The following is a 24,379-nucleotide window of genomic DNA, read 5'->3' on the forward strand; positions in this document are numbered from 1 at the left end:
CGAACCAAGTAAGTCAATTCGCCCTTCCCGCTATATTGAACGATGTTGATCAATTGTCCCCCGATCAGCTTCAATCTTTCGTGTATCGTATAATTTGTCGATATTTCTCGCGCCAACCAGCAACGCCTGACGCAACGTCAGCCTTCCGTTACATTCCCGGCAACTCACGAGGCAGGTTTCAATGCTTGATTTTTCTTGGCTAATTGCAGGGCGCAAGCTTGGTTGTTCAGATTTGATCACAAAACCAGAGGTTGCCGCCGTCGCGCAAGAAATCGGGCGACACGGCTGAGTCCGGCCGGATCAGCTAACCGCTGCCGCGTCAATCAATGCGGGTGATGTATTTGCCACAGGCCAACCCGGTGACGAACTTGCCGTTCTGCATAGGGTCATGCCAGACCTCGCACCAGCGATAGCAAACTTCTGTTCCTGTCTCCACGCCGGCTGGTTGACGATGTCGAGTCAGGGTACTTCCCTAGCAAGATACTTCCAATGCGAGACGCAATGACCAAGACATCCGCATTTCCGAACGTCAGCCCGCCAACGCCCGAGAAGCGGCCGGTTATCGACACGCATCACGGCATCACGCGAACCGACGACTATGCCTGGCTGCGAGCCGACAATTGGCAGGAGATGTTCCGGGATCCGTCATTGCTCGATGCGGGGATCCGCGCCGAACTTGAGGCAGAGAACGCCTACAGTTCAAGCCTGATGGCCGACACGGTCGAACTGCAAAAGAAGCTTTTCAAGGAGATGAAGGGCCGCATCAAGGAAGACGATTCTTCCGTGCCGATGAAGGACGGACCCTATGCCTATGGTTCGTCCTTCAAGCTTGGTGGCGAACAGCCGCGCTATTTCCGCATGGCGCGTGACGGGGGCGCCGAGCATATCCTGCTCGACGGCGACGCGGAGGCCGCGGGCAAGGCCTATTTCCGTCTTGGGGGCGTCGATCACTCGGCCGACCACGCCAAGCTCTTATGGGCATTCGACGACAAGGGCTCCGAATTCTACACGCTTCGCGTGCGCGACCTTGCCGATGGCAAGGAATTGGCTGACCAGATCCCCGACACCGGTGGTTCTGGCGTCTGGAGCGCCGGCAATGACGGCTTCTTCTACACTCGTCTCGATCCCAATCACCGTCCGTCCAAGGTGCTGTTCCATGCGCTGGGCGACAGCCCACAGAGCGACCGGCTGATCTATGAGGAAACCGACCCCGGCTTCTTCATGGATGTCGACGGCACCCGCAGCAACGAATGGATCATGATCGGCATCAACGATCACGAGACGTCGGAGTACCGCCTCTTAAGCGCCAGCGATCCGTTTGCCGAACCAAAACTGGTCTCGGCGCGCGAGATCGGCCTTCAGTACGATCTGGAAGAAGGCGGCGACATCTTCTTCATCCTGACCAATGCCGACGGCGCCAAGGATTTCAAGATCATGACGGCGCCGGCGAGCGATCCGGTCCGCGCCAACTGGCAGGAACTGGTGCCGCACGAGCCCGGCCGGCTGATCCTGTCGGTGATCGGCTTCAAGGACCACATGGTCCGGCTTGAACGCAAGGAAGGTCTGCCGCGCATCATCGTGCGCGACCGCACCAGCGGCGAGGAGCATCTTCTATCCCTCGACGAGGAGGCTTTCTCGCTCGGCCTGTCGGGTTCCTATGAGTACGACACCGAGATCATGCGCTTTTCGTACTCGTCGATGACGACCCCGGCCCAGGTGTTCGATTACAATATGCGCACCCGCGAGCGGGTCCTGCTGAAGACCCAGGAAGTACCGTCCGGCCATGACGCGGACCATTATGTGACGCGGCGGCTGATGGCGCCGGCCAGCGATGGCGAACTGGTGCCGATCTCGCTTTTGCATCATCGCGACACGCCGCTGGATGGATCCGCACCGTGCCTGCTTTACGGCTACGGTTCCTATGGCATCACCGTGCCGGCCGCCTTCAACACCAACTGGTTCTCGCTGGTCGACCGCGGCTTCGTCTTCGCCATCGCCCACGTCCGTGGCGGCAAGGACAAGGGCTATGGCTGGTACGACGACGGCAAGCGGGCGCACAAGATGAATACATTCACGGACTTTATAGCCTGTGCGCGCCACCTTGTTGCCGAGCGCTACACGGCGCATGAGCGGATCGTCGCGCAAGGCGGTTCGGCCGGCGGCATGCTGGTGGGCGCCGTCGCCAACATGGCGCCGGACTGTTTCGGCGGCATCGTCGCCGAGGTTCCGTTCGTCGACGTGCTGACCACAATGCTCGACGCCAGCCTGCCGCTGACGCCGCCGGAATGGCCGGAATGGGGCAATCCGATTGCATCCGCCGACGATTATCGGACCATCGCCGCCTACTCGCCCTATGACAATGTCGCAGCGCTCGACTATCCGCCGATTCTGGCGCTGGCCGGTCTCACCGATCCGCGCGTCACCTATTGGGAGCCGGCCAAATGGGTGGCGCGACTGCGCGATCGAAAGAGCGGCGACAATCCGGTGCTGTTCAAGATCAACATGGATTCCGGACATGCCGGTGCTTCCGGCCGGTTTTCGCGGCTGGAGGAGATCGCCTACACCTATTCCTTTACACTGAAGGTGATGGGCAAAGCCCATGTTGCAGGAGAAACCCACAAATGATCGATCTCACCACCTTGATCGCTTACATCGCGGTCGTACTCGGCTTTGTCTTCATTCCGGGCCCCGCCACCCTGCTGACGATCGCCCGGGCAACGAGTTCGGGAACCAAGGTTGGCATCGCGACCGGCGCAGGGATCGCGGCCGGCGATGTGTTTCACACCATCATGGCAATGGTCGGCATTTCAGCGATTATCGCCACGTCGGCGACTCTGTTCAGCCTCATAAAATACATTGGCGCGGCCTACCTGGTTTATCTCGGCATTCGCGCGATCATCGAGAAAACGCCGGGCAACCCGGCTGCCGGTGCGCTCGCGATTTCGGCCGGCAATGCGTTTCGACAGGCTGTCCTGACCGAAGTGCTCAACCCCAAGACCGCACTTTTCTTCCTTGCTTTCCTGCCTCAGTTCGTGCGGCCTGAAAACGGATCGGTGATGCTTCAGTTGACGACATTGGGAACCATCTTCGTCGTGCTTGGCCTTTTCAGCACGGTTGTCTTTGCGGTAAGCGCCGGCCGGCTCGGCACCTTCCTGCGCCGGAATCCGACGGTGCTGAGGTGGCAAGGCAAGGTTGTTGGCGGCATCTACTGCGCTCTGGGCGTTCGGCTCGCGCTGCAGCAGCGCTGACGGCGAGCGCCGAGCACCCTGGCGATCATGACTTTTTGAGTTCCGCCTTGCTCATTTCACTCGCAATTGCGATGACCACGCGCTACCCAGTGCGCGGCTTTTTCCAAGCCCGACAGCCCCCAATCGCGCAAAGGTCCACCATGCTGCTCGTCAACGTCTATCTCGACAAATCGCCCATCCAGGGCATCGGCGTCTTTGCCAAGAATTACATTCCCCGCGGCACGCTGATCTGGAAGCTGGACCCAAGATTCGACCGGATCATTGAGGTCGAGACTTATGAGCGCGAGGACGGACCGGTGAAGAGTTATCTCGACCGCTATTCCTATCCCGACCGGCGTGACCCGAACTATATCGTCTTCGAAGCCGACGACGCGCGCTACATGAACCACGCCGACGAGCCGAATTGCGACGTCTCCTCGCCCGAGGAAAGCTTTGCGCTTCGCGACATCGCGCCGGGCGAGGAACTGACCTGCAACTACAATCATTTCTTCGAGACGGGATTTGATTTTCTGGGCGACCGTCACCCGACATACGAAGACTGACGCGTATCGTTTGTACGGAGTCAAACGACGCGCATTGGTTCTTGGCTTTTGTGCATGTCGGTCAAGACCGCTGTGCACGTTGAGCGACATGCATCAGTTCACTTCGCCGTCTTCTTGCGCGCCGGATAGCCGTTTGGATGCGGCGGGATTGCCTTGAGATAGGCGGCGATCGCAGCGCGGTCCTCCGGCGTTAGTTGGGCAATGTTGCGCTGCACGTCGACCATAGCGCCGCCAACGGAATCGAAGTCCGGCGTGAAGCCGGTTTCAAGATAGTTGGCGATGTCGGCTCCCGACCAATCGCCAATGCCGCCCTCGCCCGATGTGATGTTGGGCACGACGCCCTTGCCTTCGGCAGCCACGGCGCCGGCCAGCCACTCGCTCTTTTTCGTGCCGCCGGCAAAGTCGCGCGGCGTGTGACATTCGCCGCAGTGGCCTGGCCCCTCGACCAAGTAACGGCCGGCCATCACCGGGCCAGCCGTACCGTCGGGAAATGCAACGACCAGCTGGTCACGGAGGTAGAGCAGTTTCCACAGGCCGATACCGCGACGAATGTTGAAGGGGAAACCGAGCGAATTCGCGGGCGCCTTGCCGGCGGCGGCAGGCAACGTCTTCAGGAAGGCGTAGAGGTCGGCAATGTCGGCCGGGTTCATGCGCGTGTAGGATGCATACGGAAATGCCGGATAGAAATGCTCGCCCGAGGGCGAGACGCCCTTCAGCATGGCGTTGGCGAGGTCCTCGACCGACCAGGCGCCGATGCCGTCCTTGGGATCTTGCGAAATGTTGGGCGGTACGAAGGTTCCGAACGGCGTCTTGAGTGCGAGACCACCCACGAGTTGAAGCCGGGCATCCCCTTGCGAGCCCGGTTTTGCGTGGCAGGAAGTACAACCGCCGGCATAAAAGATGCGCTTGCCCTTGACCGCGTCGCCGGGCCCCAGCTTGGCCAGCGTCTCACCGTCGAGCCTCACCGGCGCCGACAGCAGCCACCCGGCGACCGCGCCGACTGCTCCCAGAATGACCAGGGCGCCGACGAGTTTTCTCAGCCAGGGCATCGCCCGCTATCAGCTCTTTTTCACCCGATAGGTCTTGTGGCAGGTGCCGCAATTGGAAGTGATCGCGTCAAACTGCGTCTTCAGCGTATCGATGTCGGCGGGAGCGGTGGCGGTCGCTGCCTTGATGTCGGCGAGATATTTGTCCTCGGTCGACTTGAAACCGGCCATGTCTTCCCAGATCTTCGGCGCCGCTGTCGTGTCGCCAGTATCGCTGCCTGCCGGGAACAGCACATCGGCATCGAATTTCTCGGCATTCGCCTGCAGCGCCTGAAGTTGTGTCAGCACGGCCGCCGCATCAAACGGCTCCTCGCCCTTGACCACTTTCGCGAGGCCGCCGGCGATCTTTCCACGCTCCTTCATCAAACCCTGGCGATCAAGTATCGGGTCGGCAAACGCCGCCGATGCCGCGAGTGCAAGCATAGAGATGGCGATAACAAGCTTTCTCATTCATTTGGCTCCGTGATGAAGGCATTTCAGGACAGGACGTTAACGGATGCGGCGAGTGGAATATTCCCCTCGTCGCGGACGTTTTTGCCGAACCTGATCGCCAGGGGCCGCGACCCCGTAAAGAAGGGCCCTCGGGATGTGAAAACCCCCGAAGGTTGATCTCCAACTTTCGGGGGTCAGTTCAGATTGCCGGGTCTTTCTGGGGATCGATCAGGCCATCCGCGCGCCTTCTCAGGCGTGCAAAGGACGCTGCAACACTTTGATTTTGCGCATGATCCTTTTTTGAAAATCGAATCCGATTTTCGGGGTTATGCGCGAGCCTTTTCGTACAATTCCAGCACGTGATCCCAGTTGATCAGGCTGTCGACGAACGCCTCGAGATATTTCGGCCGGGCGTTGCGATAATCGATGTAATAGGAGTGTTCCCAGACATCGACGCCGAGGATCGGAGACGCGCCATGGACGAGCGGGTTCTCGCCATTCGGCGTCTTTGAGATCGCCAGCTTGCCGTCCTTGACTGAAACCCAGGCCCAGCCCGAGCCGAACTGCGTCGTGCCGGCGGCAATGAAGTCGGCCTTGAACTTGTCGTAGCCACCGAGGTCGCTATCGAACGCGTTCTGCAGGGCGCCCGGCAGCTTGCTGCCGCCGCCGCCCTTCTTCATCCACTTCCAGAAATGGATGTGGTTGTAGTGCTGAGCGGCATTGTTGAAGAGACCGGCATTCTTGCCGAACGACTGCTTGACCACCTCTTCGACCGACAGATCGCCCAGGCCGGCCTCGACAGCGAGTTTGTTGCCGTTGTCGACATACGCCTTGTGGTGCTTATCGTGGTGATATTCCAGCGTCTCTTTCGACATGTAAGGCTGCAAGGCCTCGTAGTCGTAGGGCAGAGCGGGCAGTTCAAAAGCCATGGACAGTACTCCCTCGTGGAAAAATCCGGTGTCGATACCGGACTAAGATAGGTCTGGAATGGGTTGGGGCAACTCCGGAATGGAGCGCCGATCGCCTTTTTATCCGCTCAGACGGCGGAAGTCGAATGCGCCCATTCCCAATAGAGTTCGCGCGCCTTCTTGGCCACCGGCCCGGGCTGCAGATTGCGATCCTCGATACGCGTGATCGGCACCACCTTGGAATGATTTCCGGTCGAGAAGATCTCGTCCGCTTCGAGGAAGTCGCGCACCGACAGCGTCTTTTCGGTGGTCTTGAAGCCATATTCGCCAAGCAGAGTCATCGTGCGCGAGCGGGTGATGCCGGACAGGAAGGTGCCATTCGGTGCCGGCGTCAGCACGTGGCCGTCCTTGACCAGGAAGATGTTCGATGTTCCGGTTTCGGCGACGTTGCCCAGCATGTCGAGCACCATTGCGTTGTCGAAGCCGCGCATCTTGGCCTCGAGAATGGCACGGCCGTTGTTGGGGTAGAGGCAGCCGGCCTTGGCATTGGTCGGCATGGTTTCGATGGTCGGGCGCCGGAACGGCGACACGGTCACCGAAAAGCCGGTCGGCGGGATCATGGGCGACTCATAGAGGCAAAGGCAGAAGCGGGTCGAGGCGGGATCGGCCGGCACGCCCATGTAGCCGCCATGCTCGGCCCAGTACATCGGCCTGATGTAGACCGCCGTCCTGCCGTCGAACTTCTTCAACCCATCCCATGTCAGCCCGACGATCTTGTCGGCGCTCATCGACGGCTTGAGGCCGAGTGCAATCGCCGAAGAATTCACCCTGGCGGCATGAAGCTCGAGGTCCGGGGCGACGCCTTCGAACCAGCGGCCTCCGTCGAACACGCTGGTGCCGAGCCACATCGCGTGGCTTCGCGGCCCCAGAATGGCGACATTGCCCTCGTGCCAATCACCATCGACGAAAGTCCATGTCGTGGATTGCGCCGCAGCCGCCAGTGTCATCGTGTTGTCCCGCCTCAATCGGTCTCGTGGGAGCCATTGGAAGATGCTTTGGCGGGCGCCGTCAACCGGCATTGAATAGTTTTGTTGAGGCCAGCGACGGGGCGCCGTGCAATCAAAGCTTGCACCTTGTCGCGCCTGCCCTCAAAACTGTCTTCATGCAATACGCCGCCTATGTCTTCGACGCCTATGGCACGCTGTTCGACGTGCATGCCGCCGTACGCCGTCATGCCGATCGGATCGGTCCGGACGGTCAATTATTGTCCGAGATCTGGCGCGCCAAGCAACTCGAATATTCCTGGGTTCGTACGCTTATGGGTGCCTATGCCGATTTCTGGCAGTTGACTGAACAGGCGCTCGATTTCGCCCTGCGCAAGGTTCCCTCGGCCGATCCCAGCCTCAAGGCGATCTTGCTGGATGCCTACTGGCGGCTGGATTGCTATCCGGAAGTGCCGGCCGTGCTCAAGGCGCTCAAGGCTTCGGGAGCGAGGCTGGCGATCCTGTCCAATGGCTCACCCGAAATGCTCCAGGCAGCGGTCAAGTCCGCTGCGCTCGATCAGGTTCTGGACGACATCTATTCCGTCGATGCGGTTCAGCGCTTCAAGACCGATCCGGCGGTCTATGACATGGTCGCCACCGGCTGGCGCCTCTACCCGGGCGCGGTTTCCTTCCAGTCCTCCAATCGCTGGGATATCGCAGGCGCCACCAAATTCGGTTTTCGCACGGTGTGGATCAACCGTTCCAACCAGCCCGAAGAATACCGGGACTTCCCGCCGGCCCTGATCCTGCCGTCGCTCGAAGCTTTGGTGCCAGGCAGCTGAGACGCGCGTGTGTCCCTGGTGCCACAGTGGCAACGCAGTCACAGCTTCGCCTTGGTTTGTCCACCTTCCGGCCAGAATCGGAACCGCCTATCGCCCCAGGTGTTGTCAGGCACCCGCGCAGCGATCGGCGCATTGACGCTTTGTTGCGATTTGAGACTTAAAGAAGGCAACCATGTCCAAAATCGAAATCGAATCCTATCGCCTGAGCCGTCGCGGCTTTCTCAACGCCGCAGCCTTAGGCGCTGCTTCGATCGCGGTTTCCGCATGCGCGACCACCGGACCGGGGCCGGTCGAGCCACCGCCGCCAGCCTATATCGAGCCGCCGCTGACCGACTATGTGACGATGTACGGCGCGATCAGTGATGGCGGCTTCGATTTGCCGGCGATCCCGTTCGACAGGATCGATCCGCAGTTCCTGCGCCAGATCGTTCCCGATCCGACCGGGCAGAAGCCGGGAACGATCGTCGTCGATACCACTGGCCATTTCCTCTACCTGGTTCGCCCGGGGGGCCAGGCAATCCGTTATGGTGTCGGCCTAGGCCGCGCCGGTTTCGAATGGTCCGGCGATGCCGTCGTCCAGTGGAAGCAGAAGTGGCCGAAATGGACGCCGCCGGATGAAATGATTGCCCGGCAGCCGGAATTGAAACCATACAGCGCCGAAAATGGCGGCATGCCCGGCGGGTTGAAGAACCCGCTCGGCGCACGCGCGCTCTATCTCTTCCAGGGCAACGTGGACACGCTTTACCGCCTGCACGGCTCGCCAGAATGGCGGTCGATCGGCAAGTCCGTCTCGTCAGGCTGCGTACGCCTGATGAACCAGGATATCATCGATCTCTATGATCGCGTGCCCTCGAAGACACCAGTTGTCGTCACCAGCGATGCCAGCCAGCCAGTGGTGGCGACTGCGAATCGCCGGGCAATCCCGATCGACGCCGGCGTGCCGGAAGGATCGATCCTGCTCGGGCCTCTGAAAGAGATCACCAACTCGATCTTCTGATCCGACGGGCGGCGGCAACGCCGCTGCCTCCGGTCCTAACGCCCCCGCGACAGGCTGCCCAGGATGCCGCGAACGATTGCCCGACCGACTGACGAGCCGACGGATCGAACCACCGACTTGATCGCCGCCTCGGCCACCGTCTGGCGGTTGGACGGGCGCGGTGCAGGCGAGCGCCTGCCATCGGATTGCGGCGCGGACTCGTCGTTGCCGAAGCCCGGAATCGTCCAGCGCGAGCGACCGCTGCCGGCCTGCTGCGCCTGCTCCTCGGCATCCTGCGCATCCTTGGCCTTTTTTTGCAGCATCTCGAAGGCCGATTCGCGATCGATGACCTGATCGTACTGGCCGGCGACCGGGCTTTCCTGGATCAGCTTCTGGCGCTCGGCCACCGTGATGGGCCCAAGCCGCGACGATGGCGGGCGTATCAGTGTCCGCTGCACCATCGACGGAACCCCCTTGGCTTCCAGCGTCGAGACCAGCGCCTCGCCTGTGGCGAGTTGAGTGATGGCGGTCATGCAATCGAAATCTGGATTAGGCCGGAACGTCTCGGCCGCCGTCTTCACCGCCTGCTGCTCGCGCGGCGTATAGGCGCGCAGCGCGTGCTGTACGCGATTGCCGAGCTGGGCGAGAACCTTTTCAGGGATATCCAAAGGGTTTTGCGTGACGAAATAGACGCCGACGCCTTTCGAGCGGATCAGCCGGACCACTTGCTCGACGCGATCGACCAGCACTTTGGGTGCTTCGTCGAACAGAAGATGCGCCTCGTCGAAGAAGAACACCAGCTTCGGCTTGTCCGGATCGCCGACTTCCGGCAGCACCTCGAACAGTTCCGACATCAGCCACAACAGGAAGGTCGCGTAAAGCCGTGGATTCATCATCAGCTTGTCGGCGGCAAGCACGCTGATGGCGCCGCGCCCGTCGCGGGTGGTGCGCATGATGTCGGCGATGCGCAGTGCCGGCTCGCCGAAGAAGTTTGCCGCGCCCTGCTGCTCCAGGACCAGCAGCGTTCGCTGGATAGCCCCGACCGATGGCTTCGTCACATTGCCGTAACGCGAGCCGATCTCCTCGGCGCGCTCGGCGATGTTGGCCAAAAGCGCCTGCAGATCCTTCATATCGAGCAGCAGCAGGCCTTCCTCGTCCGCCAGGCGGAAGGCGATGTTCATGATCCCTTCCTGCGCCTCGGTCAGGTTCATCAGGCGCGACAGAAGCAACGGCCCCATTTCCGAAACCGTGGCGCGGATAGGATGACCCTGTTCGCCGAATAGATCCCAGAAAATGACGGGGAATTCCTGGAAGTCATAGGGGTCGAGCTTGACCTGTTCGGCCCGCTTGACGAGAAAATCCTGCGCCGTACCCATCATCGCGATGCCGGACAGGTCACCCTTGATGTCGGCGCAGAACACCGGCACGCCGGCGTTGGAAAAACCTTCGGCCAGGATCTGCAAGGTGACGGTCTTGCCGGTACCGGTGGCGCCGGTCACCAGGCCATGACGATTGCCATATTGCAGCAACAACTGCTCGGCACGCTGATAGCTGTCGTCGGGCTTGCGTCTGGCGCCGATGAAAATACTGGTGTCGTCAGCCATATGTCCGGTCTCCGCAAACTGATGTGTTTAAAGCCAGTGGCCTTGCCGCAGGTATAGTGAGGCCGTTGCACAGCGACAATGCCATTCGTTCAAGTCGGAACCATTCGTCCAAGTCGTGGCAATCGTTCAATCAGGGGCAACCCTCCAATCGATTTTTTGAAGCTTGCGGATTTTGCCGGTGTTTGGCAATCGTTCATGGTTCGTGCACGTGGGCCGACCTATATCTTTTGGATCGAATTCGGCCGCTGAAAACGCATTGGATTGCGATATCGAACCGAGGACCGTAGACTGAACCGCTCCAGGCTGGTGCGGGCGCATAAAGCGAGGAAGACGGATGGCCGCCGAAGCCCTGACCAGGGATGTCGAACCAGAGAACGCCGAGCGCCAGCGATGGCGAGCCTTGGCGGAAAAGGCACTCGCCGGCGCATCCTTCGAAGAGAAGCTGGTCTCGCATACCGACGACAACATCCGCATCGAACCGCTCTACGACCGCAGCACAGCGGCAGAACCGACCGTGCGCGCAAACCCGAAATCGCCGTGGATCGTCAGCCAGCGCATCGACGATCCGGATATCGAGCGCGCCAGAACCCAGGCTCTAGACGACGTAGCGCAAGGCGCCACGGGATTGTCACTTGTCTTCGAAGGGGCGCCGAACGCGTTCGGCTACGGCCTGCCGAGAACGGCGGAAGCACTGGAGACGGTATTGGACGGCGTACCGCTCAACCGCGTCCAGGTTCGCATCGACGCCCATCCCTGGAGCCGCGCCGTGGCCGACTGGCTGGTGGCGTTCCTGAGCAAGCGCCGGTCAGACCCGGCAAAACTCAACCTCTCCTTTGGCATCGATCCGGCGGCGATCTTCGCCGGAACCGGCCGGCTGCGCATGTCGATCGAGGCGTTGCAGGCTTCGATGCCGCAGTCGCTGGCGCATTTCTTCTCGATGGGCGTTCCGGGCGTGCTGCTGGAAGCGGACGGACGTGTGTTCCACAATGCCGGTGCGACGGAAGCGCAGGAGCTTGGCATCATGCTGGCTTCGGCGATATCCTATCTCAGAATGTTCGAGACGGCACGGCAGCCGCTTGTCTATGCCGCGCCGCATATCGGCTTTGCACTGAGCGTCGACCAGGACCAGTTGCTGTCTATGGCCAAGGTGCGGGCGCTGCGCAGGCTCTGGGCGCGGGTGCAGGAGACCTGCTCGATCCCCAGTTCCACGGCCAACATCCATGCCGAGACGTCGTTTCGGATGATGACAGCGATGGATCCGGAGACCAACATCCTGCGCACCACAATTGCCTGCTTTGCCGCGGCGTCCGGAGGCGCCGATTCGATCTCGATCCTGCCGCACACGATCGCGCATGGCTTGCCGGCGGGTTTTGCCCGTCGTGTCGCCCGCAACACGCAGCTGATCATGGCGAATGAAAGCCATATCGATCACGTCGCCGATCCTGCCTATGGTTCCGGCGCGGTCGAAGCGCTGACCAACGAACTCTGCGAGATGGCCTGGGCGCAATTGCAAACAATCGAGGCCGAGGGCGGCGTCTTGTCCAGCCTTCAGGAGGGGCTTATCCAGAAGCGTGTTCACGCTGCGGCAGCGCAGCGCAATGCAGCCTACCAGGCAGGCGAGCGGGTCATCATCGGCACCACGCTCTACCCGCTGAAAGGCGAAAGTCCGGTCGAGACGCTGGCGGCGGAACGGCGGCCTGCCTTCACCGAAGGCGTTGCCATCTGTGAGCCGCTGTTTCCGGTCCGCATCGACCAATCCATCGGAGCCGCCTCTTGATACCCGATTTCAGCCAGATCGGTTGGGTCCCGCCACCCCGCGCACCCGTCGAGGTCAAAGGCCAGCGGACGACGCCGGAAGGACTTGTCGCCAAGCATCTGTACAATCAAAGCGATCTCAAGGGGTTGCCGCATCTCGACACCTATCCGGGGCTGCCGCCTTTCGTGCGCGGCCCCTACCCGACCATGTATATCCAGCAGCCCTGGACCATCCGGCAATATGCCGGCTTCTCGACGGCCGAAGAGTCCAATGCGTTTTACCGGCGCAATCTTGCCGCCGGCCAGAAGGGGCTGTCGGTCGCCTTCGATCTTGCCACGCATCGCGGCTATGACAGCGACCATCCACGCGTCGCCGGTGACGTCGGCATGGCGGGGGTAGCCATCGATTCCATCCTCGACATGCGGCAACTGTTCGACGGCATTCCGCTCGGCGAGATGACGGTGTCGATGACGATGAACGGCGCGGTGCTGCCGATCATGGCGCTCTACATCGTCGCGGCGGAAGAACAGGGCGTTGCGCAGAAGGATCTTGCCGGAACCATTCAGAACGACATCCTGAAGGAGTTCATGGTCCGCAACACCTATATCTATCCGCCGAAACCCTCGATGCGGATCGTTTCGGACATCTTCTCCTACACGTCGAAGAACATGCCGAAGTTCAATTCGATATCGATCTCCGGCTATCACATGCAGGAGGCCGGCGCGACCGCCGACCTGGAGCTCGCCTATACGATCGCCGACGGCATCGAATATGCCCGCGCCGGCGTTGCTGCGGGCCTCGATATCGACCGCTTCGCGCCGCGTCTGTCCTTCTTCTGGGCGATCGGCATGAACTTCTTTATGGAAGTCGCCAAACTGCGGGCCGCGCGCCTGCTGTGGGCGACCCTGATGAAGAAGAACTTCTTGCCCAAGGACGAGCGCTCGCTATCGCTGCGCACCCATTGCCAGACTTCGGGCTGGTCGCTGACGGCGCAGGATCCCTACAACAACATCATACGCACCATGATCGAGGCGATGGCGGCGACGCAGGGACATACGCAGTCGCTGCACACCAATTCCTTCGACGAGGCGATGGCGCTGCCGACCGACCACTCGGCACGGATCGCCCGCAACACGCAGCTCATTCTGCAAAAGGAATCCGGCACGACACGCGTCATCGATCCGTGGGGCGGCTCGGCGTATCTCGAACGGCTGACGCATGACCTGGCGGCCCGCGCGCTTGCCCACATCGAGGAGGTCGAGGCGCTCGGCGGCATGGCCGCCGCGACCGAACAGGGCATTCCCAAGCTGCGCATAGAAGAAGCGGCAGCGCGTACGCAGGCACGCATCGATTCCGGCGAACAGATGCTGGTTGGCGTCAATGCCTATCGTCCGGAGAAGGACATGGAGGTCGACGTGCTGAAGATCGACAATGCCGAGGTCAGGGCCAGGCAATTGTCGAAGTTGCAACTGCTGAAGGGCACGCGCGACGTCGCCGCCGTCGAAACCGCACTCGATGCACTGACCCGTGCCGCACGGGGTAACGAAAACCTGCTGGAGTTCGCCATCCGGGCCGCGCGAGCCAGTGCCACGGTAGGCGAGATTTCATTGGCGTTGGAAAGAGCCTTTGGGCGCCATGTCGCTACGGTGCAGACCATTTCCGGCGTCTATCGCAAAGCCCTTGGCGATCATCCCGTTGTCGACGGGCTGCAGGAGAAGCTTGACGCCTTCGAGAAGAAGACCGGAGGCAAGCCGCGTATACTCGTCGCCAAGATGGGACAGGACGGCCATGATCGTGGGCAGAAGGTTATCGCCACGGCCTTCGCCGATCTCGGCTTCGACGTCACCGTCGGAGCGATGTTCCAGACACCCGATGAGATCGCCAGGCTGGCGGTCGCACAAGACGTCCACATCGTCGGCGCCTCGTCGCTGGCTGCAGGGCATCTGACGCTGATCCCCGAGTTACGCGACTCGCTGAAGAAGCTCGGCCGCGGCGACATGCTGATCGTCGCGGGCGGTGTCATCCCTCCACAGGACTATGACGCGGTGCTGAAAGCAGGCGCGGCTGAGATATTCCCGCCGGGCACGGTCATTCCGGAAGCAGCGGATCGCTTGCTGGACCGGCTGCTTTCCGATTGACAGGCTTGTTATAATAATTGTTGCAACGCACGGCGATTGCGTTATAATCGACGTTGCAACAGGATAATCCATCATGAACACCACAATTCGCAAGATCGGTAATTCCGAAGGCGTGATCCTGCCCAAGGAGTTGCTCGATCGTCTGAACATGAAGGCAGGCGACAGCATCGTCATCGTTCAGGAAGGCGAAGAGCTTCGTTTGCGTCGCACCGAAGACAGCGCCGAGGAATTCGAGCGCAAGATGAAGATCGCGCGTGAGCGGATGAAAAAGTACGAGGTTGCCTACCGCGCGCTCGCGAAATGACTGAGCATCATTCGCGGGAGTTCGTGGAGTCACTTCACGCCGAGCAGTTGCGGCTGCACGGCGGAGCGGCAGGTATACGAGATGAGGGTATGCTGGAATCGGCGCTCTCCCGTCCTCAGCAGCGGGAGATTTATGGCGATCCGGATTTGTGCGAACTGGCGGCCGCTTACCTGTTCGGTATTGCCAAGAACCACCCGTTCGTTGACGGCAACAAGCGCACCGCCTTTGCCGCAGCCGATCTGTTTCTCTATTTCAACGGATTAAGCATCGAGGCCGACCAGCAGGACGTCATTCAGCTGGTCTTGATGGTTGCCGCTGGCGAAATCGATGAGGCCGGAGCTGCAGCCTTCTTCCGGGACCATGTCGTCAAGCTCGAAGACTAAAGCGCGTCGCGTCGAAATGGATTCATGCACCGCGCTTTAGGTCTTTGTTTCCATGCATGTCGTTGTCTCAAANTAAAGCGCGTCGCGTCGAAATGGATTCATGCACCGCGCTTTAGGTCTTTGTTTCCATGCATGTCGTTGTCTCAAAACCGGGGCCACTTTTGAGCGACATGCACTAGCTGTCGGAAAGCTTGACGATTTCCCATTCCTTGCCGTTGACCACGGCTACGTCGCCGACCTTCTTGCCGAACAGAGCGACCGCCATTGGGGATACGTGCGAAATCGTGCCCTTTGCCGGATCCGCCTCATCCTCGCCGACGATTTTCCAGTGCACCTTCCTGCCATCATCGCCCTCAAGCGTGACGCCCATGCCGAAGCGAACAAGGTCGCTGCCCGGTTCCGGCACGGAGAGTTCGGCGCTTTCACGTCGGGCGGTCCAGTAGCGTAGGTCGCGTGAGACCAACGCGATGCGCTCGCGGTCTGCCTTCCTTTCGGCTTTCGCCAGTATATCGCGCAAATCGGAAAGATTGTCCTCGATCTGCGCCAAGCCGCGCTCCGTCACCAGATTGCGGTGGTGACTGATCGGTCGCTCACCGACGCCGGCAATGGCGTTTTCGCTGTCTTCCTCGCGAGTGAAAGCTCTGCTCATTCCCTGAACTTAGGCGCGGAAAGGCTACTCGACAAGCGATTGTCGTTGCCCTCGACCGGAGAGGCGGACCGGCTGGCACGATTCCTGCGGTGCAAGGGTCAAAAACCAGGACCTGTGCCGATGTTGAACAGACGAACGCTGCTGATCGGAACCGCCGGCTTTGCCGTCGTCGGCCTCTCGCTTGGCAAGGCGGTGGCCGCGAGCCTGACCGGTATCGAGAAGGCCTCTATGCGCGGCTCGATCAATGCCACGGAACTTGGCGTGCAGCCCGGCATCCTCGACGATCAGAGCAAGGCCTTCGCCAAGCTGCTGCGCGACGCAAACGATCGCGACATACCGGTGTTCCTGCCGCCGGGCACCTATGTCATATCCAACATCTCGCTGCCCAGTCGCGTGCGTCTTTCCGGCGTGCCGGGCGCAACGCGCATCGTCTATGGCGGCGACGGTCACCTGTTCATGGCCGAGCAGGCCGACCATATCGAACTTGGCGGGCTGGTCTTCGACGGCGCAAACCGCTCGATGGGCGATCATGCGCAAGGGCTGCTCGATCTGCGCCGGGTCGCGCATCTGGTCATCGACAATTGCCAGATCACCGGCAGCGGCAAGAACGGACTGGCGCTGGAGCACGCGACGGGGCGTGTAGAACGCTCGGAGATATCGGGGGCTGCCGATGCCGGCATCTATTCGGTCGAGGCCGGCGGGCTGGCGATCACGGGCAACACCGTCTCCGACTGCGCCAATGGCGGCATTCTCGTGCACCGCTGGCAGGCGGCGGAAGATGGCACCATAGTGACTGGCAACCGCGTCGAACGGATCCAGGCGCGCAGCGGCGGGACCGGTCAGAACGGCAATGGCATCAATGCCTTCCGGGCCGGCAATGTAGTCATTTCAGGCAATATCGTGTCCGACTGCGCCTTCTCGGCGATCCGCGCCAACAGCGCCAGCAATCTGCAGATATCGGGCAATACCTGCTCGCGTTCCGGCGAAACAGCCGTTTACTCCGAGTTCTCGTTCGAAGGCGCCATCATCAGCAACAACATCGTCGATGGGGCCGCCAACGGCATCTCGATCGTGAATTTCAACGAAGGCGGGCGGATGGGCGTCTGTTCGGGCAACATCGTACGCAATCTGTCGACCAACGGCCCCTACCCCGCCGACTCGCCTGGATTCGGCGTCGGCATTGGCGTCGAGGCCGACACGACCGTTTCCAACAATGTCATCGAGAACGCGCCGCTCTACGGCATGCAGATCGGCTGGGGGCCGTATCTGCGCAATGTCGTCGCCACCGGTAACATCATCCGCAAGGTTGGAACCGGCATCGTCGTGTCGGTGGTCGAGGGCGCCGGCACAGCGGTCATTTCAGACAATGTCATTGACAGCGCGCTGAACGGCGCCGTTGTTGGCCAGCGCTGGGCCAAGCCGGCGACAGGCGATCTCACCTCGTCAAACGATAGCGGATATGCGCATCTGACCGTCGAGCGCAATCACGTCAGTTGACGGCCGGTTTAATGCAAGGCGCCGGTGGGCCTCAGCGCCCCGACCTTGGCACCGTTCCGGCTTTTGATGGGCACCTTTGCCAGTGCGCTTAGCTTTGACGCCAGGGCCTCGTCGGCGCGCAGCAGTTTGGCAAGAACGGCGGCAACCATGGCTTCGCCGGCGCGGCCGGCGCCATCATCGCATTTGAGTGCAATGCCGAGACCAAGTTCCGGAATTGCGGCACAATAGACGCCTTCGGCGCCGCCTTTCGTAAAAATCCGCCCTGGTGCGGCCTCCATCAGCGCGACGTCTTCGCGGCCGGTGCCGGCAACGAAGAACGGCTCGGCCATGCAGGCAGCCAGCAGACGCTTCGCGGCCTTGGCTCGCTCGGGACCAAAACCATTTGTCGTTGCCATGCGGGCAAAGCCAAGCGCGAAGCTCCGGAGCGGCACCGCATAGGTCGGGATCGAGCAGCCATCGGTCGCCCGCTCGTCCGCGCCATGGACAGCGCCCGTCACCGCGTGCATGGCGTCTCGCACCATCTCCTGCAGGCCGTGCCCCGGCTTGACATAGCCGCGGTGCGCAATGCCGGCGTGGACGCATGTGCAGAGGAACCCGGAATGCTTGCCGGAGCAATTGTTATGCAATGCGTTCGGCGAGCCGCCGGCGCGGGCGAGTGCAATCTCGGCGTCATGATTGGACGGCCAATGCGTGCCGCATTCGAGTGCCGAGCCGTCCAGCCCGGCCTTGGCCAGCATCGATCGCGCCAGTTCGACATGCGCCGGCTCGCCCGAATGGGACGCGCAGGCGAGCGCCAGTTCGCGGTTGCCGAAGCCATAGGCGTCGGCCGCGCCGCTTTCGACCAGCGGCAATGCCTGGATCGCCTTGACCGCGGAGCGCGGAAACACCGGCTTGGCCGTGTCGCCAATCTCCCAAACCGGTTTGCCATCGGCATCGAAGACGGCGACCGCGCCACGATGCGCGCTCTCGACGAGCGCGCCGCGCAACACTTCGATCAGAACCGGATTTGTCATGGCTACCCCGCAAAAATACGGGCTGCTTCTACCTGATCCGGTCCAATATTGAAACGTAGTTGGCGACCGCCGCACCGCCCATATTGAAGATGCCGCCGAGTTTTGCACCGGGCACCTGGATACCGCCGGCCTCGCCGACAAGCTGCATGGCGGTCAAGACATGCATGGACACGCCTGTGGCGCCGATCGGGTGGCCCTTGGCCTTCAACCCGCCGGACGGATTGACCGGCAGGCGGCCATCCTTGGCCGTTGTGCCGTCCAGCGCCAGTCTGGCGCCCTCTCCCGGCTTGGCCAGACCCATCGCCTCGTATTCGATCAGTTCGGCAATGGTGAAGCAGTCATGCGTTTCGACGAAGGAGAGATCGTCGAGCGTCACACCGGCCGATTTCAGCGCCTGGTTCCAAGCCTGTTCGCAGCCTTCGAACGCAAGGATGTCGCGCTTCGACATCGGCAGGAAATCCTGCACATGTTCGTTGGCGCGGAAGGCAACGGCGCGGCGCATCTTCAGTGCCGTCGCGGTGTCGGCGAGGATAAGGGCGGCGGCGCCGTCGGAGACCAGCGAGCAGTCGGTGCGCTTTAGGGGACCGGCAACGAAAGGGTTCTTTTCGCTTTCCTGGCGGCAGAACTCATAGCCGAAATCCTTGCGCATCTGCGCATAGGGATTGTCGACACCGTTCTTGTGGTTCTTGGCGGCGATCATGGCGAGCGCGTCCGACTGGTCGCCATAGCGCTGGAAATAGGCCTGCGCGATCTTGCCGAAGACGCCGGCGAAACCCGCAGGCGTGTCGCCATCCTCGGGCAGATAGGACGCCTTGAGCAGGTTCTTGCCGATCTCCGGCCCGGGCGTCGTCGTCATCTGCTCGGCGCCAACTACCAGCACGATGCGGGCAGCACTGGCGTCGATGGCGCGGATGCCTTGCCGGACCGCCGCCGAACCGGTGGCGCAAGCGTTTTCGACGCGCGTCGCCGGCTTGAAGCGCAGCCGGTCGTCGGTCTGAAGCACCAGGCTGGCGGTGAAATCCTGCGCCGAAAAACCGGCGTTGAAATGGCCGAGCACGATCTCGTCGACTTCGTCAGGACCGATGCCGGCATGGTCGAGCGCGTCCGTTGCCACTTTGACGATCAAATTCTCGAGCGTTTCGCCCTCGAGCTTACCAAAGCGCGAATGCGCCCAGCCAACGATACATGCGGTCATGGCGGTCTCCATCCTTGGCGCCAGCCTAGCACGTGGCTGGCTGGCGCACCTCGCATTTATTGTTCAAAGATAAACAGTCCTGCTCGCTTCGTGAAGGGCTGCAAGCCGATAATCGCTTGGTACAAACGAAACCAGCGTCGATTTTTTTGTTGATTGACCCGTCAATAAAAAATAATCCTGTTTTAAAGGAACATAGCGAAATGCCGAAAGTCGGAATGGAACCGCTGCGCCGCAAGGCGCTGATCAACGCGACGATCTCGGCGATCGGCGAGCGTGGCTCGCTCGACGTGACCATGTCTGAGATTGCCGGGCGCGCCGGCGTTTCATCGGCCCTTGCCCATCACTATTTCGGCGCCAAGGATGAGCTGCTGCTGGCGACGATGCGCCATATCCTGGCCGAACTGACCGCCGACACGTTGCGCGCCCTTGGTTCGGCCGGCACCGCGCGCGAACGCGTCTCGGCGGTAGTCGCCGTCAACTTCTCCGACATTCAGTTCCAGCCGCAAACCATCGCCTCCTGGCTTGCCTTCTATGTCGAGGCCCAGAAGTCATCCGCCTTGCGCCGGCTGCTCAGGGTCTACGCGCGGCGGCTCCATTCGAACCTGATGAGCGGTCTGACCGGCATCTTGCCCAGGGCCGAAGCCGACCGCGTCGCCGAGGCGACGGCGGCGATGATCGATGGGCTCTACATCAGGCGGGCGTTGAAGGACGGCGTGCCTGATGCCGCGACCGCCATCGCGCTGGTCGAGGACTATCTCGAAACCAAACTTGGCGATCGGCGCAAACAGTGACAACGAAGCGATCCAATTTCCTGATCGTCATGGTCGATCAGCTCAACGGGACCCTGTTTCCGGACGGCCCGGCAGAGTTTCTGCATGTACCGCACCTGAAAGCCTTGGCCGCACGTTCGGCGCGCTTTGCCAACAACTACACGGCATCGCCGCTCTGCGCGCCGGGCCGTGCCTCGTTCATGAGCGGGCAATTGCCGTCGCGCACGGGTGTCTATGACAATGCGGCTGAATTCGCCTCATCGATCCCGACCTTCGCCCATCATCTGCGCGCAGCCGGCTACTACACCTGCCTGTCGGGCAAGATGCATTTCGTCGGGCCGGATCAGCTNCGCCGAGACGACCAACCAGATGGAATATGACGACGAGGTCGTGTTCCTCGCCACGCAAAAGCTCTACCAGCTTGCGCGCGAACAGGACGATGCGAACCATCGGCCCTGGTGCCTCACCGTCTCGTTGTCGCACCCGCACGATCCCTATGTCGCGCGCAAGCAGTATTGGGATCTCTATGAGCATTGCCGGGCGCTGGATCCGGAAACCGGGTTCATCGCTCCTGACGAACAGGACGCGCATTCCCGGCGGCTGTACCACGCCAGCGACTATCCCTCATTCGAGATCACGCCGGAGCAGGTGCGTCGTTCGCGGCGCGGCTATTTCGCCAACATCTCCTATGTCGACGACAAGCTCGGCGAGCTCCTGGACGTCCTCGAGCGCACCCGCATGGCCGACGACACAATCATCCTGTTCTGCTCGGACCATGGCGACATGCTCGGCGAGCGGGGCCTGTGGTTCAAGATGAGCTTCTTCGAGGGTTCGGCGCGGGTGCCGCTGATGATTGCCGGCAAGGGCGTACCGGCCGGGTTGATCGAGGCGCCGGTTTCCAATCTTGACGTGACACCGACGCTTTGCGACCTCGCCGGCATCGACATCGCCGCGATCGCGCCGTGGACCGACGGCCAGTCGCTGCTGCCGCTCGCCAATGGCGGGCAGCGCACCGCACCTGTCTTGATGGAGTATGCCGCCGAAGGTTCTTCCGCGCCACTCGTTGCAATCCGTGAAGGCAGATACAAATTCGTCCATTGCGAGCTCGATCCGCCTCAACTGTTCGATCTCGAAGCCGATCCGCTCGAGCGAAACAATCTGGCCGACGATCCCGTCCATGCCGGCCTGGTGGTGGCGTTCATGGACAAGATCCGGGCGCGCTGGGACATGGCCGGCTTCGACGCCGCCGTGCGCGAAAGCCAGGCGCGTCGCTGGGTGGTCTATCCGGCGCTGCGCAACGGCGCTTATTACCCCTGGGATTTCCAGCCCCTGCAGAAGGCTTCGGAGCGGTTCATGCGAAACCACATGAACCTCGACAATCTCGAAGAGAGCAAAAGGTATCCGCGGGGCGAATGATGACAACAGCGCTCGTCCCCTCCCTCGATCACCTTAGACAGGCCTATGCCGTTACCTCCCAGGCGACGCAGATCACGCCGCTGCTGGAATCCGCGGCACTGGCCAGAGAAACCGGTGCCGCTCGTGTTTTCATCAAGCCGGAATCGCTGCAGTGGGCAGGCTCGTTCAAGGTGCGTGGCGCCTACTGGCGTCTGAAGCAGCTTTCGGCCGATGAAGCCAAAAAGGGCGTCGTCGCCTACTCCTCCGGCAACTTCGCGCAAGGGCTGGCGGCTGCCGGCCAGGCGCTTGGCATTCCCGTCACCATCGTCATGCCGATCGACGCACCAGCCGCCAAGCGCGACGCAACGGCGGGCTATGGCGCCCGCGTCGTGCTGACCGACCATGGCGAGCGCGCGCGAGAAGAGGTTGCCGCCGCTAAGGCGCGCGAGATCGCCGAGACCGAAGGTCTGGCCCTGCTGCATCCGTTCGACGATCCGGAGATTGTCGCCGGCCAGGCGGGCGCCGGCCTCGAAGCGCTCGACCAGCTTGAGGCCAAGGGTGCCAGCGCCGACGTCTTGTCATGCTCGGTCGGTGGCGGCGGGTTGATCGGCGGCGTTTCACTCGCCTTCCACTATCTGTCGCCCGCCACTGAAATCATCGGCGTCGAGCCGGAAGGTTTCAATGGCATGGGCGCGTCGCTGGCGCATGGCAGCATCGAGACCATGCCGATCGGGCCGAAGTCGATCTGCGATGGGCTGATGTCGCGACGGCCGGGCGACGCGCCGTTCGCGGCGGTCAAGACCGCCGGTGTTCGCGGCGTCACCGTCGATGATCAATCGGTACGGCGCGCCATGCGGATCGCCTTCGAGCGCATGAAGCTGGTGCTCGAACCGTCGGGCGCGGCGTCGCTGGCGGCACTGCTCGGCGGCAAGGTGGATGTGAAGGACAAGACCGTCCTTGTTGTGGCTACCGGCGGCAATGTCTCGCTCGCCGATTTTATGGCGCATATGAACCATGCTTGAAGCAGATTTCGTCATCATCGGCTCCGGCTCCGCCGGCTCGGCCATGGCCTATCGCCTGTCGGAGGACGGCAAGTATTCGGTCATCGTCATCGAATTCGGCGGCAGCGATATCGGGCCGCTGATCCAGATGCCGTCGGCCCTGTCGATACCGCTCAACATGAGTCTCTACGACTGGGGCTTTGCCAGCGAGCCGGAACCGCATCTCGGCGGCCGCGTGCTGGCGACGCCGCGCGGCAAGGTCATCGGCGGCTCGTCCTCGATCAACGGCATGGTCTATGTGCGCGGCCATGCGCGCGACTTCGACCATTGGGCCGAAGAGGGTGCGGCCGGCTGGGGCTTTGCCGATGTGCTCCCCTATTTCAAGCGCATGGAGGACTCCGACGGCGGCGAGGATGGCTGGCGCGGTCACGGCGGGCCGCTGCATGTGCAGCGCGGCTCGCGCCGCAATCCGCTCTACGGTGCCTTTGTCGAGGCCGGCCGCCAGGCCGGGTTCGAACTGACCGACGACTACAACGGTTCCAAGCAAGAAGGTTTTGGGCCGATGGAGCAAACCATCAGCGGCGGCCGCCGCTGGTCGGCGGCATCGGCCTATCTGAAGCCGGCACTCGCGCGCAAAAATGTGAGTCTGGTCAAAGGCTTTGCGCGGCGGGTGATCATCGAGAATCAACGCGCCATCGGCGTCGAGATCGAAGCTCACAAACAGGTTCAGGTCGTTAAGGCGCGACGCGAGGTGATCGTCGCCGCATCGTCGATCAACTCACCCAAGATCCTGATGCTTTCGGGCATCGGCCCGGCCGAGCATTTGCGCGAGAACGGCATTCCAGTGCTGGCCGACCGGCCTGGCGTCGGCCGCAATTTGCAGGACCACATGGAGCTTTATATCCAGCAGCAATCCTTGCTGCCGATCACGCTTAATTCGGTGCTCAACCCGTTCTCCAAGGCGCGCATCGGCGCGCAATGGCTGTTTTTCAAGACCGGGCTTGGCGCAACCAACCATTTCGAGGCGGCCGCCTTCGTGCGCTCGCGCGCCGGCGTCGACTACCCTGATATCCAGTACCACTTCATTCCGGCCGCGGTCCGCTATGACGGCAAGGCAGCGGCCAAATCGCATGGCTTCCAGGCACATGTCGGGCCGATGCGATCGAAGTCGCGCGGCTCGGTGACGCTGCGCTCGCCGGACCCGAAATCGAAGCCGGTGATCCGCTTCAACTACATGTCGCATCCAGACGACTGGACGGAGTTCCGCCACTGCATCCGGCTGACGCGCGAAATCTTCGGCCAGTCGGCTTTCGATCCCTATCGTGGCCAAGAAATCTCGCCGGGCAGCCAAGTGCAATCGGACGATGATCTCGACGTCTTCATTCGCGACCACGCCGAGAGCGCCTATCATCCCTGCGGCACCTGCAAGATGGGCCGCGCCGACGACATGATGAGCGTGGTCGATCCGGAGTGCCGGGTCATCGGTGTCGATGGCTTGCGGGTCGCCGATTCCTCGATCTTCCCGCGTGTCACCAACGGCAACCTCAATGCGCCATCGATCATGACCGGCGAGAAGGCTTCCGACCACATCCTTGGCCGCACGCCGCTGGCGCCGTCCAACCAGGAACCATGGATCAATCCACGCTGGCAGGCGTCGGACAGATAGAGCATGATCCACCAGACAGATCGAGCTGCCC

21 protein-coding genes and 1 pseudogene are annotated in these 24,379 nt (G+C 61.8%); 14 read left to right on the forward strand and 8 right to left on the reverse strand.

Features of this window, described 5'->3' with window-relative positions; translation table 11 throughout:
• Positions 1 to 501 precede the first annotated feature (501 nt).
• From X744_RS151470 to X744_RS151460, 3 genes are all read left to right on the forward strand, one after another.
• Complete coding sequence (locus tag X744_RS151470) at positions 502 to 2,625, forward strand: S9 family peptidase (RefSeq protein WP_023760490.1); 2,124 nt, start codon at positions 502 to 504, stop codon at positions 2,623 to 2,625.
• Positions 2,622 to 3,248 carry a LysE family translocator gene (locus tag X744_RS151465; RefSeq protein ID WP_023760491.1) on the forward strand — a complete coding sequence of 209 codons (627 nt, stop codon included), beginning with the start codon at positions 2,622 to 2,624 and terminating at the stop codon, positions 3,246 to 3,248. The genes X744_RS151470 and X744_RS151465 overlap by 4 nt, the downstream gene beginning before the upstream one ends.
• A 140-nt stretch (positions 3,249 to 3,388) precedes the next feature.
• Positions 3,389 to 3,790, forward strand: coding sequence for an SET domain-containing protein-lysine N-methyltransferase (locus X744_RS151460; protein WP_023760492.1), 402 nt, complete (start codon positions 3,389 to 3,391; stop codon positions 3,788 to 3,790).
• Positions 3,791 to 3,888: 98 nt separating this feature from the next.
• Here the strand turns inward: X744_RS151460 and X744_RS151455 are convergent, their stop codons facing one another.
• From X744_RS151455 to X744_RS151440, 4 genes are all read right to left on the reverse strand, one after another.
• The gene (locus X744_RS151455) at positions 3,889 to 4,839 is read right to left on the reverse strand and encodes a cytochrome c (protein ID WP_023760493.1); all 951 of its coding nucleotides are present in this window, start codon (positions 4,837 to 4,839) and stop codon (positions 3,889 to 3,891) included.
• A 9-nt stretch (positions 4,840 to 4,848) separates the two neighbouring features.
• The gene (locus X744_RS151450; protein ID WP_023760494.1) at positions 4,849 to 5,286 is read right to left on the reverse strand and encodes a cytochrome c; all 438 of its coding nucleotides are present in this window, start codon (positions 5,284 to 5,286) and stop codon (positions 4,849 to 4,851) included.
• Positions 5,287 to 5,594: 308 nt separating this feature from the next.
• A complete protein-coding gene (locus X744_RS151445) occupies positions 5,595 to 6,197 on the reverse strand; it encodes a superoxide dismutase (RefSeq protein ID WP_023760495.1) in 603 nt (200 codons plus the stop codon).
• 107 nt (positions 6,198 to 6,304) lie between these two features.
• Entirely contained in the window at positions 6,305 to 7,183 is an 879-nt protein-coding gene (locus X744_RS151440; RefSeq protein ID WP_023760496.1) for a branched-chain amino acid aminotransferase, read from the reverse strand.
• Between the two features lie 155 nt (positions 7,184 to 7,338).
• On the opposite strand from X744_RS151440, the gene X744_RS151435 reads away from it, so the two are divergent.
• A complete protein-coding gene (locus tag X744_RS151435) occupies positions 7,339 to 8,001 on the forward strand; it encodes a haloacid dehalogenase type II (protein WP_023760497.1) in 663 nt (220 codons plus the stop codon).
• 172 nt (positions 8,002 to 8,173) lie between these two features.
• Positions 8,174 to 8,998, forward strand: a complete 825-nt coding sequence (locus X744_RS151430) for a L,D-transpeptidase (protein ID WP_023760498.1) — start codon at positions 8,174 to 8,176, stop codon at positions 8,996 to 8,998.
• 35 nt (positions 8,999 to 9,033) lie between these two features.
• Here the strand turns inward: X744_RS151430 and X744_RS151425 are convergent, their stop codons facing one another.
• On the reverse strand, positions 9,034 to 10,581 hold the full coding sequence (locus X744_RS151425; protein ID WP_023760499.1) for a helicase HerA-like C-terminal domain-containing protein: 1,548 nt from the start codon (positions 10,579 to 10,581) through the stop codon (positions 9,034 to 9,036).
• Between the two features lie 334 nt (positions 10,582 to 10,915).
• On the opposite strand from X744_RS151425, the gene X744_RS151420 reads away from it, so the two are divergent.
• From X744_RS151420 to X744_RS151405, 4 genes are all read left to right on the forward strand, one after another.
• Positions 10,916 to 12,358 (forward strand): methylmalonyl-CoA mutase subunit beta, encoded by a 1,443-nt coding sequence (locus X744_RS151420; RefSeq protein WP_023760501.1) that lies wholly within the window; start codon positions 10,916 to 10,918, stop codon positions 12,356 to 12,358.
• Positions 12,355 to 14,475 carry a methylmalonyl-CoA mutase gene (gene scpA / locus X744_RS151415; RefSeq protein WP_023760502.1) on the forward strand — a complete coding sequence of 707 codons (2,121 nt, stop codon included), beginning with the start codon at positions 12,355 to 12,357 and terminating at the stop codon, positions 14,473 to 14,475. Before X744_RS151420 ends, scpA begins: the two co-directional genes overlap by 4 nt.
• A 73-nt stretch (positions 14,476 to 14,548) precedes the next feature.
• Entirely contained in the window at positions 14,549 to 14,779 is a 231-nt protein-coding gene (locus X744_RS151410) for an AbrB/MazE/SpoVT family DNA-binding domain-containing protein (protein ID WP_023760503.1), read from the forward strand.
• Positions 14,776 to 15,162 carry a type II toxin-antitoxin system death-on-curing family toxin gene (locus X744_RS151405; RefSeq protein ID WP_023760504.1) on the forward strand — a complete coding sequence of 129 codons (387 nt, stop codon included), beginning with the start codon at positions 14,776 to 14,778 and terminating at the stop codon, positions 15,160 to 15,162. The genes X744_RS151410 and X744_RS151405 overlap by 4 nt, the downstream gene beginning before the upstream one ends.
• Before the next feature lie 175 nt (positions 15,163 to 15,337).
• Here X744_RS151405 and greA read toward each other — a convergent pair whose 3' ends face one another.
• Positions 15,338 to 15,811, reverse strand: a complete 474-nt coding sequence (gene greA, locus X744_RS151400; RefSeq protein WP_023760505.1) for a transcription elongation factor GreA — start codon at positions 15,809 to 15,811, stop codon at positions 15,338 to 15,340.
• 120 nt (positions 15,812 to 15,931) lie between these two features.
• Between greA and X744_RS151395 the strand changes: the two genes are divergently transcribed.
• Positions 15,932 to 17,308, forward strand: a complete 1,377-nt coding sequence (locus X744_RS151395) for a TIGR03808 family TAT-translocated repetitive protein (RefSeq protein ID WP_023760506.1) — start codon at positions 15,932 to 15,934, stop codon at positions 17,306 to 17,308.
• Positions 17,309 to 17,316: 8 nt separating this feature from the next.
• Here the strand turns inward: X744_RS151395 and X744_RS151390 are convergent, their stop codons facing one another.
• Entirely contained in the window at positions 17,317 to 18,321 is a 1,005-nt protein-coding gene (locus X744_RS151390; protein ID WP_023760507.1) for an asparaginase, read from the reverse strand.
• 28 nt (positions 18,322 to 18,349) lie between these two features.
• Complete coding sequence (locus X744_RS151385; RefSeq protein ID WP_023760508.1) at positions 18,350 to 19,516, reverse strand: acetyl-CoA acetyltransferase; 1,167 nt, start codon at positions 19,514 to 19,516, stop codon at positions 18,350 to 18,352.
• A 200-nt stretch (positions 19,517 to 19,716) separates the two neighbouring features.
• On the opposite strand from X744_RS151385, the gene betI reads away from it, so the two are divergent.
• The 4 genes and pseudogenes from betI (at position 19,717) to betA (ending at position 24,348) form a co-directional block, all read left to right on the forward strand.
• The gene (betI, locus tag X744_RS151380) at positions 19,717 to 20,307 is read left to right on the forward strand and encodes a transcriptional regulator BetI (protein WP_023760509.1); all 591 of its coding nucleotides are present in this window, start codon (positions 19,717 to 19,719) and stop codon (positions 20,305 to 20,307) included.
• A gap of 29 nt (positions 20,308 to 20,336) precedes the next feature.
• Positions 20,337 to 21,702, forward strand: a pseudogene (gene betC, locus X744_RS01000000169950) (choline-sulfatase).
• Complete coding sequence (locus X744_RS151375) at positions 21,702 to 22,703, forward strand: threonine/serine dehydratase (protein WP_023760510.1); 1,002 nt, start codon at positions 21,702 to 21,704, stop codon at positions 22,701 to 22,703. The pseudogene betC and the gene X744_RS151375 overlap by 1 nt, the downstream one beginning before the upstream one ends.
• On the forward strand, positions 22,696 to 24,348 hold the full coding sequence (betA, locus tag X744_RS151370) for a choline dehydrogenase (RefSeq protein WP_023760511.1): 1,653 nt from the start codon (positions 22,696 to 22,698) through the stop codon (positions 24,346 to 24,348). The genes X744_RS151375 and betA overlap by 8 nt, the downstream gene beginning before the upstream one ends.
• Positions 24,349 to 24,379: the final 31 nt, after the last annotated feature.

This window comes from Mesorhizobium sp. LNHC252B00, from assembly GCF_000502955.1.
In the GTDB taxonomy this organism is placed as follows: Bacteria; Pseudomonadota; Alphaproteobacteria; order Rhizobiales; family Rhizobiaceae; genus Mesorhizobium.

Bases quoted from the DNA above. Each gene is read 5' to 3' on its own strand.
- X744_RS151470 (WP_023760490.1), top strand. From the start codon at position 502: ATGACCAAGACATCCGCATTTCCGAACGTCAGCCCGCCAACGCCCGAG.
- X744_RS151465 (WP_023760491.1), top strand. From the start codon at position 2,622: ATGATCGATCTCACCACCTTGATCGCTTACATCGCGGTCGTACTCGGC.
- X744_RS151460 (WP_023760492.1), top strand. From the start codon at position 3,389: ATGCTGCTCGTCAACGTCTATCTCGACAAATCGCCCATCCAGGGCATC.
- X744_RS151455 (WP_023760493.1), bottom strand. From the start codon at position 4,839: ATGCCCTGGCTGAGAAAACTCGTCGGCGCCCTGGTCATTCTGGGAGCA.
- X744_RS151450 (WP_023760494.1), bottom strand. From the start codon at position 5,286: ATGAGAAAGCTTGTTATCGCCATCTCTATGCTTGCACTCGCGGCATCG.
- X744_RS151445 (WP_023760495.1), bottom strand. From the start codon at position 6,197: ATGGCTTTTGAACTGCCCGCTCTGCCCTACGACTACGAGGCCTTGCAG.
- X744_RS151440 (WP_023760496.1), bottom strand. From the start codon at position 7,183: ATGACACTGGCGGCTGCGGCGCAATCCACGACATGGACTTTCGTCGAT.
- X744_RS151435 (WP_023760497.1), top strand. From the start codon at position 7,339: ATGCAATACGCCGCCTATGTCTTCGACGCCTATGGCACGCTGTTCGAC.
- X744_RS151430 (WP_023760498.1), top strand. From the start codon at position 8,174: ATGTCCAAAATCGAAATCGAATCCTATCGCCTGAGCCGTCGCGGCTTT.
- X744_RS151425 (WP_023760499.1), bottom strand. From the start codon at position 10,581: ATGGCTGACGACACCAGTATTTTCATCGGCGCCAGACGCAAGCCCGAC.
- X744_RS151420 (WP_023760501.1), top strand. From the start codon at position 10,916: ATGGCCGCCGAAGCCCTGACCAGGGATGTCGAACCAGAGAACGCCGAG.
- X744_RS151410 (WP_023760503.1), top strand. From the start codon at position 14,549: ATGAACACCACAATTCGCAAGATCGGTAATTCCGAAGGCGTGATCCTG.
- X744_RS151405 (WP_023760504.1), top strand. From the start codon at position 14,776: ATGACTGAGCATCATTCGCGGGAGTTCGTGGAGTCACTTCACGCCGAG.
- greA (WP_023760505.1), bottom strand. From the start codon at position 15,811: ATGAGCAGAGCTTTCACTCGCGAGGAAGACAGCGAAAACGCCATTGCC.
- X744_RS151395 (WP_023760506.1), top strand. From the start codon at position 15,932: ATGTTGAACAGACGAACGCTGCTGATCGGAACCGCCGGCTTTGCCGTC.
- X744_RS151390 (WP_023760507.1), bottom strand. From the start codon at position 18,321: ATGACAAATCCGGTTCTGATCGAAGTGTTGCGCGGCGCGCTCGTCGAG.
- X744_RS151385 (WP_023760508.1), bottom strand. From the start codon at position 19,516: ATGACCGCATGTATCGTTGGCTGGGCGCATTCGCGCTTTGGTAAGCTC.
- betI (WP_023760509.1), top strand. From the start codon at position 19,717: ATGCCGAAAGTCGGAATGGAACCGCTGCGCCGCAAGGCGCTGATCAAC.
- X744_RS151375 (WP_023760510.1), top strand. From the start codon at position 21,702: ATGACAACAGCGCTCGTCCCCTCCCTCGATCACCTTAGACAGGCCTAT.
- betA (WP_023760511.1), top strand. From the start codon at position 22,696: ATGCTTGAAGCAGATTTCGTCATCATCGGCTCCGGCTCCGCCGGCTCG.